Raw genomic sequence first — 15,430 nt, forward strand, 5'->3', positions numbered from 1 at the left:
ATCAGGGTTCAGGATGCCCCACGACTGTCCCGGCCGCCCCGCCGCCCTGCCGCGAGTCGAACGTTCGACCGAGTAGTTCGTCCAATGGGGCCGGTCGGCCCAGGTGGTAGCCCTGGCCGGCGTCCACGCCCAGCATCCGCAGCGCCGGCACCAGCGCGGCGCGCTCCACCGACTCGGCGACGGTTCGCATGCCCAGGCCGTGCGCGGCGCGGACGACCGCGTCGATGAGCACGGGATCGGCGCCGCCGTGATCCGCCTGGCGGACGAAGTCGCCCGCGATCTTGACCGTGCTGAAGGGCAGGTGCTTGAGATAGGCGAACGAGCCGAACCCGGCGCCGAAGTCGTCCAGGCTCAGCCGGCAACCGGCGTCGCGCAGGGTGCTGGCGAGGTGCCGCACCGCGGCGACATTGGTGATCGCCGCGGTCTCGGTGATCTCCAGGCCGAGCCGGCTCGCGTCGATACCGGCCGCGCGCAGGGTGCGCACCACCCAGTCACCGAAGCCCGGCGATTCCAGGGAACGAGCCGAGATGTTGACGTCGAAGCACATTCCCGCCGTCATGGCCTTGGGGTGGGCCAGCGCCTCCGTGGCGGTGGACACCACCCACCGGTCGAGCTCACCGATGAGGTCGTCACGTTCCACCGTCGGCAGGAACTCCGCCGGTGACAGGCTGGGCTCGCCGCCGTCCCGCAGCCGGATGAGCAGCTCGCGGCTGACCACTTCCCCGGTCGACAGGTCGATGATCGGCTGGGCGTCCAACCGCATCCGGTTCTCGTCGAGGGCCTTGCGGACCCGGGTCACCACGTTGACGCGCTGCACGGCGTGCCGGTACTGCTCCGGCAGGTAGAGCCTGGCCCGGTTGCGGCCGGCGTTCTTCGCCTCGTACAGGGCGAGGTCGGCGTGGGCGAGCACGGCGTCGCGGGTGTCGCCCGGTTCCAGCGAGGCGGCACCGATGCTCAGGGTCACCCGCAGTCCGGTGCCGGCCAACGGCACGGGCGTGCGGACACTGGCGTCGCAGAGCCCCTCGGCGACGGCGAGGGCGTCCTCGGCGTACGCCCCCGGCAGGACGACCGCGAACTCGTCGCCGCCCAGGCGGCCCAGCACCGTGCCGTCGGGCAGCTCATGCAGCAGCCGCCGCGCCAGGACGCGCAGCACGTCGTCGCCGACCGCGTGCCCGTGCACGTCGTTGATGTCCTTGAAGTTGTCGATGTCGATCAGCAGCAACGCCGCGGACCGTTCCCGCAGCTCGGCGATCAGGTCGTCGAGGCGGGACAGCAGGGCACGGCGGTTCGGCAGATCGGTCAGCGGGTCGCGTTCGGCCAGCTTGGTCAGCTCGTCCTGCACCCGCCGCATCGCGGTGATGTCGTGGGCGGTGCCCAGGACGCGCGCCGGCGCCCCAGCGGCATCGGGGAAGACCTCGCCGTAGCACTCGAAGACGCGCAGTGTCACGCCGTCGGCGAGGTACATCCGATGCGTGTAGGAGAACGAGCCGCCGTCGCGTAGGGCCTCCTCCAACGTCCCTTCGATCACCGCGACGTCGTCCGGGTACAACATCTGCCGGTAGGAGTCGTAGTCGAGGTGCGCATCAGCAGCCAGACCGAACATCTGCAGCAGCACGTCGCTCCAGACGACCTCACCGGTCAGTACGTTCCACTCCCAGGTGCCCACCTTGGCGAGTTGCTCGAGGTGGGCCAGCCGCCACCGGTAGTTGCGCCCACGGTCGCGTTCCTGCCGCTCGGCGCTGACGTCACGCAGCTCGTACAGGCGCAGCGGTTGCCCCTCGTGCTCCATGCCGTGACATCGCACCCGTAACCACCTGGTGGCCCCGTCGGCACCTCGCACCGGGTGGTCCACCGCGGGCCCGTCGGGCCCGATCTGCCCCAGCGGCAACTCTGCCAGCCCGACACCCAACCGGTGACCGGCCGGGTTGCACCAGAGAAAGCGGCCGTCCGGGGCCATTATCGCCAAGGCGGTGGAGGCGGTGTCCGCCGCGAGTCCCGGCAGCGTGCTCACCTGGGGCCACCACTTCCCTTCGCCGAGCAGGGCGCAGCACGGCCACGGCTGACAGACGGTCATCCTGTCGCGACGGGCAGTCTAGCGGCCGTCCGGACGGTCCGCTCAGGGCGTCGGCGGCGAGAGCGGCGGGACCGGTCGCGATGCTGGTCGATCGGGCTCGTGGTGACGGGTTGAAGCTGACCGGTGAGGGCGGGCTGTTGCCGCAGTTGACCGAGCCGGTCCCGGAGTCGGCGTTGGACGGACGGTCGCGTGACCGTGCCGCTGGTCGGTGCCGTACCGTGCCGGTGATCATGAGGGGGCACCCCATGGTGGTCGGCCGATGGCACGTCCGACGGTTGGCTCGCGCAGGAGCGGGCGTTCCGCGCCTTCCAGCAGCGCAACCGTGAGGATTGGGTGGTGGTCTGGACCCCCTGGCTGGTCCGCGTCCGGCTCACCATCGCGTTCGCGGGCACCGGCGACGGCGTCGCCGCAGGCAACCTGGACAGGGTCCTCGAACGGGCGCTGTTGCGTTGGCGGATCGGTGGGCACGCCGAGCCGCGTCAGCGGTATTGGTCAGATCGCTCGGGCGAGTTCGGTGAACACGGTGGCCACCCGCAGCGAGGGCCAGACGTCAGTGGCGCGTTCGTAGTGCCCGCGTCGGAGGTTCTACACGAAGGCATGGCCGGCGATGATCGTCTGGGCGGTGCGGTCGGAACGAAGTCCGCGCATCGGTCTGAGCCGGTGCTTGAGCTGGCGGTGATCAGCCTCGATCGGACTGTTCGCGTGCCGCTCGACGTGGTGCCACGCCGACGGGACCAGGCCGTCCAACACCCTGACGTAGACGGCGCGGCGTCGGTCACGACCTCGCACCGCCGGAGTCCCGAAACGTGTGCCACAGACGTGACTCACACGACCCCAGGAGAGATAGCCATCCGGCTGACTCCCCTGGTCAAGTTGGTGCACCCGAAGGGACTCGAACCCCTAACCTTCTGATCCGTAGGCCGGGCCGGCAAGCCGGACAGGGCGCGGGTGGCCTCGGTGTGCGCCCATGAACGATCAGCCCAGCACGCTCCTGGAACCGCCGATCGCCGATCCCGAACGCCTCACCCGTTCACTGTCTGTTGCAGTACCCGTGGGCCACGCAGCAGGCCGGCGACGCCACGGATGCTGTAGGTGCTCATGAAGTCGTAGACGTCGAGCGCTTCGCCGAACTCGTCCTCGATTTTCGAGAGGATCTCGACCGCCACCATCGAGTCGCCGCCGAGGTCCAGGAAGTCGTCGTGCACGCCGACCCACCTCAGGTTCATGGCGCTGCCCCAGATCGACAGGAGTCGCTCCTCGACATGATCGACCGGCCCTTCGAACAGGGTGCACGTGCCGGCGATGACGGCGGACCGGACGTACTCGATGTCGAGCGCGTCACCGGTGAGCGGCATGGCGTCGACGAGTAACACGCCGTCCAATCCGCAGTCCGCACCGAGCCGGTCCCACACATAGCTCCGAAGCTCCGGCCCACTCACGTACTGGGAGAACTCGACCACGCCGATCGTGACGTCCCGATCGTCGTGGCGTATCGCCGTCACCTGAGCGTGACGCACGGCCGAATGCCCCCGCAGGGTGGATGTGAGCTCTGCCAAGCCAACCATCAACCGCTCCTTCATCAACGGCGGCAGTCCGAGCCGTCGCACGGATCGACAACAGTCGCCAATGTGTCACGGAAGCCCGAGTGGTTGCAGAGACGGATCGGCAGAAATTCCGGAAGGGGCCGACCGCCGTTGCTTCTTCCCGCTCCCTCTTGCCCACTGCTCTCGAATATGACCACAATTCACGCCGACGGGTGGCGAGTCGGTGGCCGATCGCTATTCGACGTCACATTGTCGTCGGCCCAGGGGGTGGTGCACGATGAACGAAATCAGCCACGCACAGTCATCGCTCGTCGAGGAGGACGTGCCGAGCACCGCTACGGAGCGGACCATCGCCGAGGTGTGGACCGAGGTACTGAACCTCGACGAGGTCGGACGGCACGACAACTTCTTCGACCTCGGAGGTCATTCGGTGCTGGCGACGCAGGCCGTGGCCAGGTTGTGCGTCGCTCTGAGCCGGCAACTGCCGGAACGAGCCCTGTTCGACTGGCCGACCGTCGCGACCCTGGCCTCGGCGCTGCCCGACTATCCCGTCTCCGACCAGAACAGCCGCATCACGCGCAGGTGAGCGGCCGGCCCGGTGGGACGCCGGGGGCCGAAGAAGCACTGCTCCGCAGCCCGAACGGCACGCCTGTGAGCGCGTACGGGAATGCGCGGCGGGTACGCCTGACGCCCGGTTTCTCCCGGGCGCCGGCGGCGGCGTGCCCGCCGGTCGGTCGGTCACCACCGTCGCCGGCTGCGCCTGGACCAGGGTCACCGCGTTGTCGGACAGGTGCTGTTCACGGCGGTAATGAGGTGGTGTGGGCGGCGGTTGGCGCGTCGGATGGGGCGGGCGATGTTGACCGCCACCGTTGGTGTGGTGGTAGCCGATCGAGGTGTGGCGCAGGGTGGCCAGGACGGCGGGTCCGGTGCCGGTGCCGGTGCGGGGCCTGGTGGCAGGTCTTCACGGGTGGCGACCTGCTCGGCGTGGGCGGTGCGGGTGTGCCGCGCGTCGGCGATGAACAGCAGGCCGGTCCGCCCGGGAGGAGCCCGCTCACCCGCGACGCAGGACACCCGACCCGCACCTCGGCGGACAAAACGATCATGCCGGAATCTCACGACATCGATCGACAGGAAAGCATTCGATGCATTATCACGAGATTTCGCCCGCATGCCGTGGCAATAATGGTATTTATGTGTCGACACGCTATTACCTGACGAACTGAGGCTATGGCCCGACAGGCAAGCCGGCGCCCCCACTCGAGTCCGCCCGCTTGCCACCCGAACGACGGCCAAGCAAAATGGGATTGACGTCCGTCGTTCGCAAGATCCCGTATGCTACCAACATGGTACGAATCGAGTTCCGGGTTCTTGGAACATTGGAAGCCGTGGTCGATGGTTCCCCCGTGCCGATAACCTCACCGCGACAGCGTATAGTGCTGGCCAATTTGCTGATGGCCGCCAACCATGTCGTGACCGTCGAGAAGCTGATCGGTGCCGTATGGGACGCTTCCCCGCCGCCCAGCGCGCGTGGTCAGATCCAGATCTGCATCTCCGCGCTGCGCCGGGCTCTCGGCAGTCCGGAGAGCATCGACACCAACTCGCTCGGGTACTCCATCCGGGTGGCCCGCGAGCAGCTCGACCACCTCATGTTCGACGACGCCCTCGCCCAGGGCCGGTCCGCCGCGGCCAAGGGACAGCTGGACGAGGCGCTGGCATACCTGGACCGTGCGATCGGCATCTGGTCCGGCCCGGCGTTGGGCGGAGTGCCCGGCCGGGCCGCGGAGGTCGCCGCCCACCGTCTGGAGGAGCGACGGATCATGGCGCTGGAGGACCGCGCCGAGATCCGTCTGCGCCTGGGCGGTCACCGCGAGCTGGTCGAGGAACTGGTCGCGTTGACCACGGAGTATCCCCTGCGGGAACGCCTGTGGGGGTTCCGGATGCTCGCCCTCTATCGTTCGGGACGACAGGCTGAAGCGCTGGCGACGTACCGCACGGCCCGCACCAACCTCGTGGGCGAACTGGGCATCGAACCGAGCCAGTACCTGCGCACGCTGGAACGCGCGATCCTCAGCCAGGACAGCAGCATCAGCGGCGACGTGGACGACGGCGGCGCGGGGACGGCCACCAGCGTGCACCGGCCGCAGGAGTTGCCCGCCGATCTGCCGGACTTCGTCGGCCATGCCGCGCTGATCGACGCGCTGACCGCCACCCTGACCAGCGAAGACACCACGCAGGTACCGATCGCGGTCACCACTGGCGCACCGGGCTGCGGCAAGACCTCGCTGGCCCTGCACGTCGCCCACCTGTTGCGCGGCAAGTTCGTCAACGGCAGCCTCTACGCCTGCCTGTACGGGAGCACCGCGCAGCCACGTTCGACCGACGCGGTGCTCAGCGACCTCCTGCACGGACTCGGCGTTGCCCCGTCGGCGATTCCGGTCGCGCTCAGGCAGCGGATCAATCTGCTCCGCAGCCAACTGGCGGCCCGACGGCTACTGATCGTGCTCGACGATGTCGGTAACGAGGAGCAGATCGCCGACCTGCTCCCGGGCGTGCCCGGCCCGGCGGTGTTGATCACCAGCCGCCGCAGGCTCGCCGGCATCCCGGGTGCCCACGCCGTCGATGTCGACATGATGTCGGCCGACGAGAGCCTGACCCTGCTCGGTCGGATCTGCGGGGAGCAGCGGGTCGCTGCGGCACCCGACGCCGCAGTGGAGCTGACCCGGATGTGCGGCGGCCTGCCCCTGGCGGTGCGGATCGCCGCGGTGCGACTGGCTGCGCACCCGCACTGGGCGGTGGGCACGCTGGTGGACCGGCTACGCGACGAGCGGTCTCGGCTGGACGAGCTCTCGCACGGCGATGTCGCGGTCCGGTCGCTGCTCGCTGACGTGTACGAGTCACTCACCGCACCGGCGCAGACCCTGTTCTGGCTCCTCAGCTCCCTGGAGATACACGAGTTCAGCGCGTGGACCGCGGCGGCCCTGCTGGACTGCGAAACGAGACAGGCGGCGGCACTGCTCGACGAGCTGGCGGACGTCCGGCTGTTGGAGGCCCACCTCTCCGCGCTCACCAGTCAACCCCGCTACCGGTTCCACGAGCTGGTACGGGTGTTCGCGACCGAGCTCCGGCTGACGCATGGCGACCAGAGGGTATGCACGGAGGCGGTCACGCGGTCGATGGGTGCCCTGCTCGCCCTGGCCGAGGAGGCTCATCAACGGATCTACGGGGGGCGTTTCGCGGTGCTGCACGGGACGGCGCCCCGGTGGGCCGGCGCACGCGCCGAGTTCGACAGGTTCCTCAGCGATCCGACGGCCTGGTTCGACGAGGAGCGCATCACGCTGGAGGTGGCGATCCGGCAGGCGGCGGAACTGGAGTTGGACGAGCTGTGCTGGGAGCTGGCCATCGTGTCGGTCACCATGTACGAGAGACGCGGCCTGTTCGCCGAGTGGCGTACGACGCACACCATCGCGCTGGAGGCCACCAGCAGGGCCGGTAACCGCCGGGGCGAAGCCGCCATGCTGGCGTCGCTCGGTTCGCTGGGCGTCGCCCAACACGCCGAGGACGACGGCGAGAACCTGCTGCACGCCATGGAGTTGTTCGATGCGGCAGGCGACGAGGCCGGCTCGGCCCTGACGCTGCGCAACCTTGCTCACCTGGACCGGATCCAGGGGCGGCCCGCCCGGGCGGTGCGGCGTTACGAGCAGGCCCTGGAGAAGTTCCGAAAGGTGGGCGACCTTGGCGCACAGGCACACGTCCTGAGTGGACTCGCGCGCTGCCAGCTGGATCTCGGTTCCCCGGAACGGGCTGAGACGCTGGCGAAGGAGTCGCTCGCCCTGGGCGAGCAGCTCGGTAACCGGCGTCTTCAGGCACAGGCGCTGTACCGGCTCGGTGAGGTCTTCGCCGACTCCGGTCAGTCCTCGACTGCCAAGGCCGTCTTCCAGTCGGCGCTGGATCTGGCCCGGGCGCAGGACGACCGTGTCGGCCAGTCCTACGCCCTCAACGGCCTCGGCACGGCCATGTTGGAGCAGAACGAGTTCACCGCGGCCGAGATCCACTTCAGTGAGGCGGTCGAGCTCTGCCGGGTGACGCACGAGCGGAACGTGCACGCGCACGCCCTGTTCGGGCTCGGTCGGGTATACCTGGGCCGGGGTGAGTTCGACACCGCGGAACAGTTCTTCGTGCAGGCCGCGAACGCATTCGCCATGCAGGAGAACACCCCGTGGCACTCGCGTTCCATCGAAGAGCTGGGTGCGTTGCGTCAGGCTGCCGGCAGGCTACCTGCGCGGGGTGGCAACGAGCCGACGGCAGGGAGGTGAGAACCGGGCCGCGAGCTCAACCCCGTTGGCCGGCCAGCCGCCAACGTTCGAGCTTCCCGGCGGACGAGCGTGGTACCTGGTCGACGAACGTCACCCGGGTCGGCACCTTGTAGTTGACCAGACCGGCCCGGCAGTGCGCCATGAGCTCACCGCTGCTGACCGAGGCTCCCGGCCTGCGGACGACATAGGCGCCGACAGTGGACCCGAGCACCTGCTCCTCGGCTGCCACCACCACGGCGTCCAGCACTGCGGGGTGCTCCAGCAACTGGGCCTCGACCTCGTTGGGATAGACCTTCTCGCCGCCCACGTTGATCACGTCGTGCCGCCGGGGGGCGAGGAACAGGTAGCCGTCCTCGTCGAGCCAACCGAAGTCGCCGACGCTGGCGAAACCGTCGGTTGTCGTCTCCAGCAGTTGGCTGCCCAGGTATGCGTCTCCTCTGGAGACCCGACCGGCGCGCATGAACACCTTGCCGGTCTGTCCCGGGCCGAGCCGGTTCCCGGCGTCGTCCCTGATGCTGATCTTCGTGAAGAACCCGCGACCCACCGTCCCGGGTCGCTGTAGCCACTCGTCCCCGCGCACCAGGGTGCCGCCGATGTTCTCGGTCGAGCTGTACACCTCGTACAGATGCTGTGGCCCGACCAGCTCGATCCACCGCTGCTTGGTGAACGAGTCGCACGATGCGGCCGTGTGCATCACCGTGCGGACGCTGGCGAAGGACGCCGGGTCGGGCTGGAGAAGCAGCAGGATGGTGCGCATGTGCGCCGGGGTGAGCTGGATCCACTCCACTGCGTGGCGCTCGACCAGCTCCACCGTCCAGGCCGGCAGGAAGTACGGCGGCAGAATGGTGGTGTTGCCGTCGAGGAGCCCGTCCAGCAGCGTGGTGAACGGGGCCGCGTGGTGCAGGGGGCCGAGGATCAGTTGCCGCTGACCGGATCGCCAGCCCGCGCGGCGGCGCAACGGCAACGGCACCTGGTGCGGATCGTAGGTGAGCGGCCCGGGGCGGATCGCGATCTTCGGGTGGCCGGAACTGCCGCCGGTCGGCAGCAGATAGCCGATCCGGCTGGCCGGCGACGCCGACGACCACCCCGGCCGATCCGCGTCGGCATCGGCGTCGGCATCGGCATCGGCATCGGCATCGATGAGCCGAGCCCGGCCGAACGTCCGGCGGATGAAGGTGAGCAGCTTGTCCCGCTCGGGCCCGGGCGAGGCCGGGTTCAGCGGCAGCAGCGGCAGCTCCGCAGAGAGGACGGCCACGATGTCGACCACCGTCTGGATCGTGTTGTTCGCCTCCACCGCGACCACTTCCGGGTCGGTGCGCCGGGCGGCGGCGGCCACGAGTGCGGCCGCCCGCCGGCCGCTCCGCTCGGCCAGTTCCCGCCACGTCAGTACCTGCTCGACGCAGTTCTCATCGAAACCGACGACCGCGGGCTGGTCGCTGGACGTCGCCGCGATATCGGTGATCCGCTGGCGGATCGATACGCTCATTCGGGCCTCCCACGATCGAGTGCGTCGTCATCCATCCGGCGGTCGACGACCGGCCGGACAGGCCTGCCGGCCGGAACGCGGGCCCGCATGGCAGCCCTCGGGGCGCACACCTGATGGACGCCTGACGATGATGTCCGGTAGGGCCCGGGCAGCCGCAGGGAACAACAGGCAGAACAACGCACACGATCCGACCCGTGAGTCGCTGCCGGTCCTTCCCTACTGCCCGGCACGGGCGGCTCAATAATGTGGCGCACATGGTCTCACCAGGGCACGTCGACAGTGCCGCGTCGAGCAGTCGGACGATGCCGACCCGCCAGGCAACCCGTACCCGCGGTCTCCTCCGCCGGGGGCGGTCGGTGGGCCTGGTCCCACGACCATCGGTGACCGTGCGGTTCAGCGGGACGCGATCGGCCGAGGGGCCGCTCAACATCGGCCAGTACAACATCCTGCAGTGGCTGCGCGGCGAGTCGGAGCAGTTTTTCGCGGCCGTCGCGGGGGAACTCGACGTTCCTGCCGCAGCCGTGGTCGACGATGTCGCCGAGGCACTTGCGGTCCTGATCGGACGACACGAGGGACTGCGTACGACGTACGTCGACGGCGTCACGCCACGGCAGATCGTGCACGCCACCGGTGACCTTGTCGTGGAGGTCTACGCGATCGAGGCCGCGGAACCGCAACTCGTCGACCGGGCCGGCCTGTCCAGGGACCTCACCCGGCGGCTGCGTGCCGCGGGCGCCTACCGCATCGGCGAGTTGCCGGTCCGGGCCGCCCTCGCGGTGCTGCCGGGTGACGCGTCCACCAGCTCCGCCCCGGTGGTGCAGGCCGCGGTGCTCGGCTGCTCCCACCTCGCTGTCGACTACCAGGCGATGGAGATAGTCAAGCGGGAGTTCGCGGACCTGATCCGGGGTCGCACCGCACCGCCGGCGGGCGGACCTCCGATCCAGCCGTTGGACCTGGTCGCCCTGGAACGCACACCCAAGGCACTGCGGCACGAGGAATCGGTGCTGGGTTACTGGGGCGACCGGTTGTCCCGCATGCCACAGTGCCTGTACCCGGTCCCGCGACGCACAGCCAGCAACGAGCCGCCCCTGCGGGGCACGAACGACCCCGGATCGGTAGCCGTCGAGCTGACCTCCACCGCGGCCGGCATGGCGTTACGGGCGGTGACGGCACGCACCAGGACGAGCCGCGCCAGCGTCGTGCTGGCGGCGATCGGCGCAGTGCTCTCGCACCGGACCGGCACCCGGGATCTCGTGCTCCCCACCCTGTCCGCCAACCGCTTCGAGCCGTACCTCAGGCACCACGTCGGCAGCCTCGCGCAGCTCGCGTTGATCACGCTCACCATCGGTGACACCACCTTCGACCGGCTGGTCCGGCAGGCGTGGACCGCAGTGGTCGCCGCGAGCAGGCACGGACGCTACGACGTGGACAGGCAGCGTGCCGTCGCGGGCCGCGTCGAACACCAGCGCGGCATCGTGTTCGACTGCGAACCGTTGTTCAACAACCTCGTCATCGAGTCGGGTCCGGCGACCGGCAGGGCCACGGCACCGGTACCCACGCCGGGTGAACTGGAGGCCGCGCGGTGCGCGACGCAGGTCCGGCGGCAATCGATGCCGATCGGGACCACGCTGATCCGGTTCGATCTCTACGGGACCGACGGAGAGCTGCGTCTGGGCTGTTGGAGCAGCGACACCGACCGCATCTGCGACGACGAGGCCGAATCGCTGCTCCTGGCGGTCGAGAACCTGCTGATCGCGGCGGCATCCGGTGACCTCGACGCCCGGGGGATCCGCGGCTCGATCCCGCTCAGCCCGGTGGAGCGGGGCCCCGGCTGGCTGTTCGTGGACGGCTGCTGGGTCGAGGTGGCCGAGGTGCAACGGCTGCTCGACGACGCGCTGGCGTCCACCGGTGCCAGGGTCTTCACCGCCGTGCACGGCGTACCGCTGGCCGCTCATCTGGCACGGACCGGGGCCGTAGGCACACCCGGACAGGCCCATGCCGCCTGCATGGCGGCGCTGAAGGCGTATCCGACGGCAATGGCACCACAGCACTACGTCATCTGCGAGCGCATCCCGGGTGACCCCGACGACCCGGCGGCGTGGATCGACGTGTGTTGTCAGGGATCCGGCCGAGAGGGAGTCGACAGTTGACCACCAGCAAGATCACATCCCCACGCCCCGTTCCCACGACGACAGCCGACGAGTCGGCGCTGCCCGCCGTGCTGACCGCGCCCACCGCCGGCGAGCCGACTGCGAGCTATCTCGCCAGGGTCCGGGATTCGGTCCGTCGGCAGCTGCGCACCCACGGCGCGGTCCTGCTGCGCGGCTTCGACATCGGCGACGTCAGCGGCTTCGAAGGAGTTGTCCGGGCGATGTCCGGTGCACCGCTGTCCTACGCTGAGCGGTCGTCACCGCGCAGCACCATCGCGGGCCAGGTCTACACGTCGACGGACTACCCGCCGACCGAGGAGATCTTCCTACACAACGAGAACTCGTACCAGGCGACCTGGCCGTTGACGTTGTTCTTCTACTGCATCACCCCGCCCGACACGCGGGGTGCCACTCCGCTCGCCGACACCCGTCGGGTTCTACGGTCGATCGACCCGAGCGTACGGGAGGAATTCACCCGGCGCGGCTGGACCGTGGTCCGCAATTTCACCGAGGGCTTCGGCGTGCCGTGGCAGCAGGCGTTCGGCACCACCGACCGGGCCGAGGTCGAACGCTACTGTGCGCGCAGCGGTGTGGAGGTCACGTGGATCGGGCGCACCGGCCTGCGCACGACGGCCCGCCGACAGGCGGTGCATCAGCACCCGGTGACCGGCGAGTCCGTCTGGTTCAATCACCTCACGTTCTTCCACGTGACCACGCTGCCCGAAGAGGACTGCGAGGGCTTGCGGGAGATGTTCGACGAGGCGGACCTGCCCACCAACACGTACTACGGAGACGGCGCGCCGGTACCCGACGAGATCGTGGCGCACCTGCGCGACTGTTACCGCGCCGCCCAGCGACGATTCGACTGGCAGCGGGACGACGTGCTGATCGTCGACAATATGCTGTCCGCTCACGGCCGTGAGCCGTTCACCGGACCACGCAGAATCGCCGTGGCGATGGCCGAGCCGTTGCCGGGCGCGTAGCACCCGGTAGGTCGCGGAGGGTCACCTCCGTGGTGGCCCTCCGCGACCTACCGGGGAAGCGACTCTTCAGCCCCACGGAGTATCGCCGGGGACGGCGACCACCGAGGTCGACGGCATCGTGATCGGGTGCGAACCGGGAATCAGTGACGCTCGCAACTCGGTACCCCTTTCCTGCTTCGACTATCGTGCCGGCGGCCGCCGACAGAACGAAGCTATTGCCGGCCGTTTTCGGCTCCCCATCATGTTGCTTTACCCGCCGGCCGGGACACGCCCTGCCGGTGATAGTGACATGGAGGTGCCTGGAACGACGATCGAGCAAGAAATGCCCACTCTCCGTCAACGAAGGCGACCTTCCTCATGGCCTCATGGTGGAACCCACGGACCGATACGCCGCACGCCGACACCACGACGCTGATCTGCATGCCCAGCGCAGGCAACGGCGACCTCCAGTTCGACAGGTGGCCCGCCACCGTCGGCCCGTGGTGTGTCGTCCGCACGCCGACGATGGGCGGCCCGGGCGGCGAAGCGGTGGCGACGGCCTCGGCGGGCCCGGCCCCACCGGCACCGGCGGGGCTGCCGGAGCGGGCCGCGGAACTCGTGGCCGACCTGATGCGCCGGGGGATCGAGAGGTTCGCGTTGTTCGGCCACGAGAGCGCCGCGCTGCTCGGCTACCAGGTCGCGGTCGAGTTGAACCGGCGGGGCGCGCCGGCGCCCCTGCGCTTGTTCGTGTCAGGTTGTCCCGCACCCCACTATCTCAGGCGATATGCCGGCGCAGCGCACACCGAACCGACCGACGACGAACTGACCGAACGCGTGCTGGCGACCACGATGGCCATGGGCGGCAACCCGATGCCGTGGGTCGTCGCGACCGGCGTGCGTGCACTCCGGGCCGAACTGGCCACGTTGCGGGCCTACCGGATACCCCGCCCGACGCCGCTACGCTGCCCGTTGACCGCGATTCGGTGGCTCGACCAGGACATCGCACCGGAGGCGCTGGCCGGCTGGTCGGCGTACGGGGACACCGAACTGGTGCAGTTGCACGGATCCAGGTTGAGCTATGCGACCGAGCCGGCCGACCTGTTGCGGGTCATCAGCGAGCGGGCGACGGCCGATGACCGCCGGCGGTCGGCCGAGGGGTGACGGCGGCCGACCGGACCGACCCGGGCGACGGGCACCGTCGGCCCTCCCCCACCCGGTCGTCGCGCCCCACCGGTGGCCTGCCGCGGACGACCGGCTCAGATCAGCCCGGCCGCTACCCCGCAGGCCACGGCGTGGGCGCGGTTGCGTACCTGCAGTCGCCCCATCATGTCGTAGATGACGTTCTTCACCGTGTGGTTGGAACACAGCAGCGACCGGGCGATCGTCGCGTTGTCCTGGCCCTCGGCCATCAACGCGAGCACCCTCGTCTGCCGGGGCGTCAGCGGTGACCGGCCGGCCACCCGGGACGTCCCGGCCGGGTCCGGCGTACCGGCGCCACCGAGCACCCCTACCAGCACCTCGTGCGGCAACCGCACCTCGCCGTCCCGGGCAGCCTGCAACGCGGCGGCCAGTCGGCTCGGTGTGGCGTCGGTGAACCGGAGCATCACCAGGATCCCCGAACGTAGTACCCGTGCCACGTCCGTCGGCGAGAAGCGGTCCGCGATCACCAGCGTCCTCCGCGGCCCGGACCACGGCTGCGGCGGGCATGCCACGAGCGCCTCACTCACCGCCGCGACCGCGGTGACGACGACGGTGTCCGGTGATCCGTGCGGCTCGGGCACCGACGTAACGCCAGCCTGCCGCAGGACGGCCAGCACCTCGGCCCGGATGGCCGCGTCCGGGGCTACCAGGTGTGCGGTCGGGAACGCCGTGCGCCCCTCCTGTTCGCCGTTCACAACATGCCGGCCCGTAGGGCGAAGGCCACCGCGTGGGCCCGGTTGCGCAGCCGGAACCGCCGCGTGATGTCGTGCACGACACTCGTCACGGTACGGGTCGAGTAGCACAGCTCCTGCGCGATCTCGCCGGTCTCCCGTCCGTCGGCGAGCAGCCGCAGCACCGCGCGCTCGCGGTCGCTGATGTTCGACGCGAGGGTCCCGGCGGGAACGGTCGGCGCGGCGAGCAACCGGTCGAGCATGTCCGGCGAGACCGTGCAGTCCCCCTCACCGGCGGCCAGCACCGTACGGGTGAGTCGGTCCGCGGTCGCCTCGCGGCGCCGGAGCAGGCCGCGGGCACCGGCCGCGATGGCCCACAGCGCCTCGGCCGGCTCCACCTCGGGCACGACGAGCACCACCTCCGGCCGGTCCGCCCCGGCACGCACCGACCGCACCGCGTCCAGCGCCTCCCGGCCCAGATGGTCGACGACCAGGACCGTGACCACGGCCCTCTCCCGCGTCGTCACCACGGCGATGTCCGGACACCCGAGCAGCGCGCTCGTCACGCCCGCCTCCAGCACGGGGTCGGTCGCCACGACGTTGACCCACATCGGTTCGCCCATCACGCCTCCTTCGTCGCCGCGCCGCGGCGTGGCGTGGCGTGGCGTCCGGAATCTCCTGGGCGTACGGTTCCGCGACGAGCTAACTGGTCACTGTCGGCGTGCTGTCAGCCGGCGGCGGCTGCCGATAGTGGACTATCGACTTTCTATCGTCGGGTCGCGCCGGTCGTCGCGCCCTGTGCCGACCGGCCGGCCCGGTCGGCAGCCGGCCCGGTGGCCGCAGTTCGTCCCAGGGTGGTCGGCCGGGTCGCGCCCACCATCCTGCGGCCGACCGGTCCGCCGGGCGACTCCCTGCCCGCGACCCGACCGACGAACGGGCGCAGGCGACCGGAAGTAACGACGACCGACGCCTCTCACAGGTCTGCCGTTTCTTCTCTGCAGTCGACAGGGCTCCCGTGGAACATTGACAA

General features: G+C 69.8%; 11 protein-coding genes. 6 read left to right on the top strand and 5 right to left on the bottom strand.

Annotated features, from left to right (window positions below):
* Position 1 precedes the first annotated feature (1 nt).
* Positions 2-2,011, bottom strand: coding sequence for a putative bifunctional diguanylate cyclase/phosphodiesterase (locus GA0070216_RS18235; protein WP_176739025.1), 2,010 nt, complete (start codon positions 2,009-2,011; stop codon positions 2-4).
* A gap of 399 nt (positions 2,012-2,410) precedes the next feature.
* Between GA0070216_RS18235 and GA0070216_RS36620 the strand changes: the two genes are divergently transcribed.
* Positions 2,411-2,986 carry a hypothetical protein gene (locus GA0070216_RS36620; RefSeq protein ID WP_425413164.1) on the top strand — a complete coding sequence of 192 codons (576 nt, stop codon included), beginning with the start codon at positions 2,411-2,413 and terminating at the stop codon, positions 2,984-2,986.
* A gap of 110 nt (positions 2,987-3,096) precedes the next feature.
* Here GA0070216_RS36620 and GA0070216_RS18250 read toward each other — a convergent pair whose 3' ends face one another.
* Entirely contained in the window at positions 3,097-3,654 is a 558-nt protein-coding gene (locus GA0070216_RS18250; RefSeq protein WP_091247345.1) for an acyl carrier protein, read from the bottom strand.
* Positions 3,655-3,895: 241 nt separating this feature from the next.
* On the opposite strand from GA0070216_RS18250, the gene GA0070216_RS18255 reads away from it, so the two are divergent.
* Positions 3,896-4,204: a phosphopantetheine-binding protein gene (locus GA0070216_RS18255; protein WP_091247348.1), complete on the top strand. Its 309-nt coding sequence runs from the start codon at positions 3,896-3,898 to the stop codon at positions 4,202-4,204.
* Between the two features lie 865 nt (positions 4,205-5,069).
* On the top strand, positions 5,070-7,931 hold the full coding sequence (locus GA0070216_RS18260; protein WP_176739027.1) for an AfsR/SARP family transcriptional regulator: 2,862 nt from the start codon (positions 5,070-5,072) through the stop codon (positions 7,929-7,931).
* Positions 7,932-7,947: 16 nt separating this feature from the next.
* Here the strand turns inward: GA0070216_RS18260 and GA0070216_RS18265 are convergent, their stop codons facing one another.
* The gene (locus GA0070216_RS18265) at positions 7,948-9,417 is read right to left on the bottom strand and encodes an AMP-binding protein (RefSeq protein ID WP_091247352.1); all 1,470 of its coding nucleotides are present in this window, start codon (positions 9,415-9,417) and stop codon (positions 7,948-7,950) included.
* Between the two features lie 194 nt (positions 9,418-9,611).
* Between GA0070216_RS18265 and GA0070216_RS18270 the strand changes: the two genes are divergently transcribed.
* The 3 genes from GA0070216_RS18270 to GA0070216_RS18280 all read left to right on the top strand — a co-directional run bounded on the left by GA0070216_RS18270 (position 9,612) and on the right by GA0070216_RS18280 (position 13,690).
* A complete protein-coding gene (locus GA0070216_RS18270) occupies positions 9,612-11,567 on the top strand; it encodes a condensation domain-containing protein (RefSeq protein WP_141723131.1) in 1,956 nt (651 codons plus the stop codon).
* Positions 11,568-11,626: 59 nt separating this feature from the next.
* On the top strand, positions 11,627-12,550 hold the full coding sequence (locus GA0070216_RS18275; RefSeq protein WP_176739031.1) for a TauD/TfdA family dioxygenase: 924 nt from the start codon (positions 11,627-11,629) through the stop codon (positions 12,548-12,550).
* A 420-nt stretch (positions 12,551-12,970) separates the two neighbouring features.
* Positions 12,971-13,690 carry a thioesterase II family protein gene (locus tag GA0070216_RS18280; RefSeq protein WP_176739028.1) on the top strand — a complete coding sequence of 240 codons (720 nt, stop codon included), beginning with the start codon at positions 12,971-12,973 and terminating at the stop codon, positions 13,688-13,690.
* A 95-nt stretch (positions 13,691-13,785) separates the two neighbouring features.
* Here the strand turns inward: GA0070216_RS18280 and GA0070216_RS18285 are convergent, their stop codons facing one another.
* Complete coding sequence (locus GA0070216_RS18285) at positions 13,786-14,424, bottom strand: helix-turn-helix transcriptional regulator (RefSeq protein ID WP_245722569.1); 639 nt, start codon at positions 14,422-14,424, stop codon at positions 13,786-13,788.
* On the bottom strand, positions 14,421-15,023 hold the full coding sequence (locus GA0070216_RS18290) for a response regulator transcription factor (RefSeq protein WP_091247358.1): 603 nt from the start codon (positions 15,021-15,023) through the stop codon (positions 14,421-14,423). The genes GA0070216_RS18285 and GA0070216_RS18290 overlap by 4 nt, the downstream gene beginning before the upstream one ends.
* Positions 15,024-15,430 lie beyond the last annotated feature (407 nt).

Source organism: Micromonospora matsumotoense (assembly GCF_900091525.1).
Classification (GTDB): domain Bacteria; phylum Actinomycetota; class Actinomycetes; order Mycobacteriales; family Micromonosporaceae; genus Micromonospora; species Micromonospora matsumotoensis.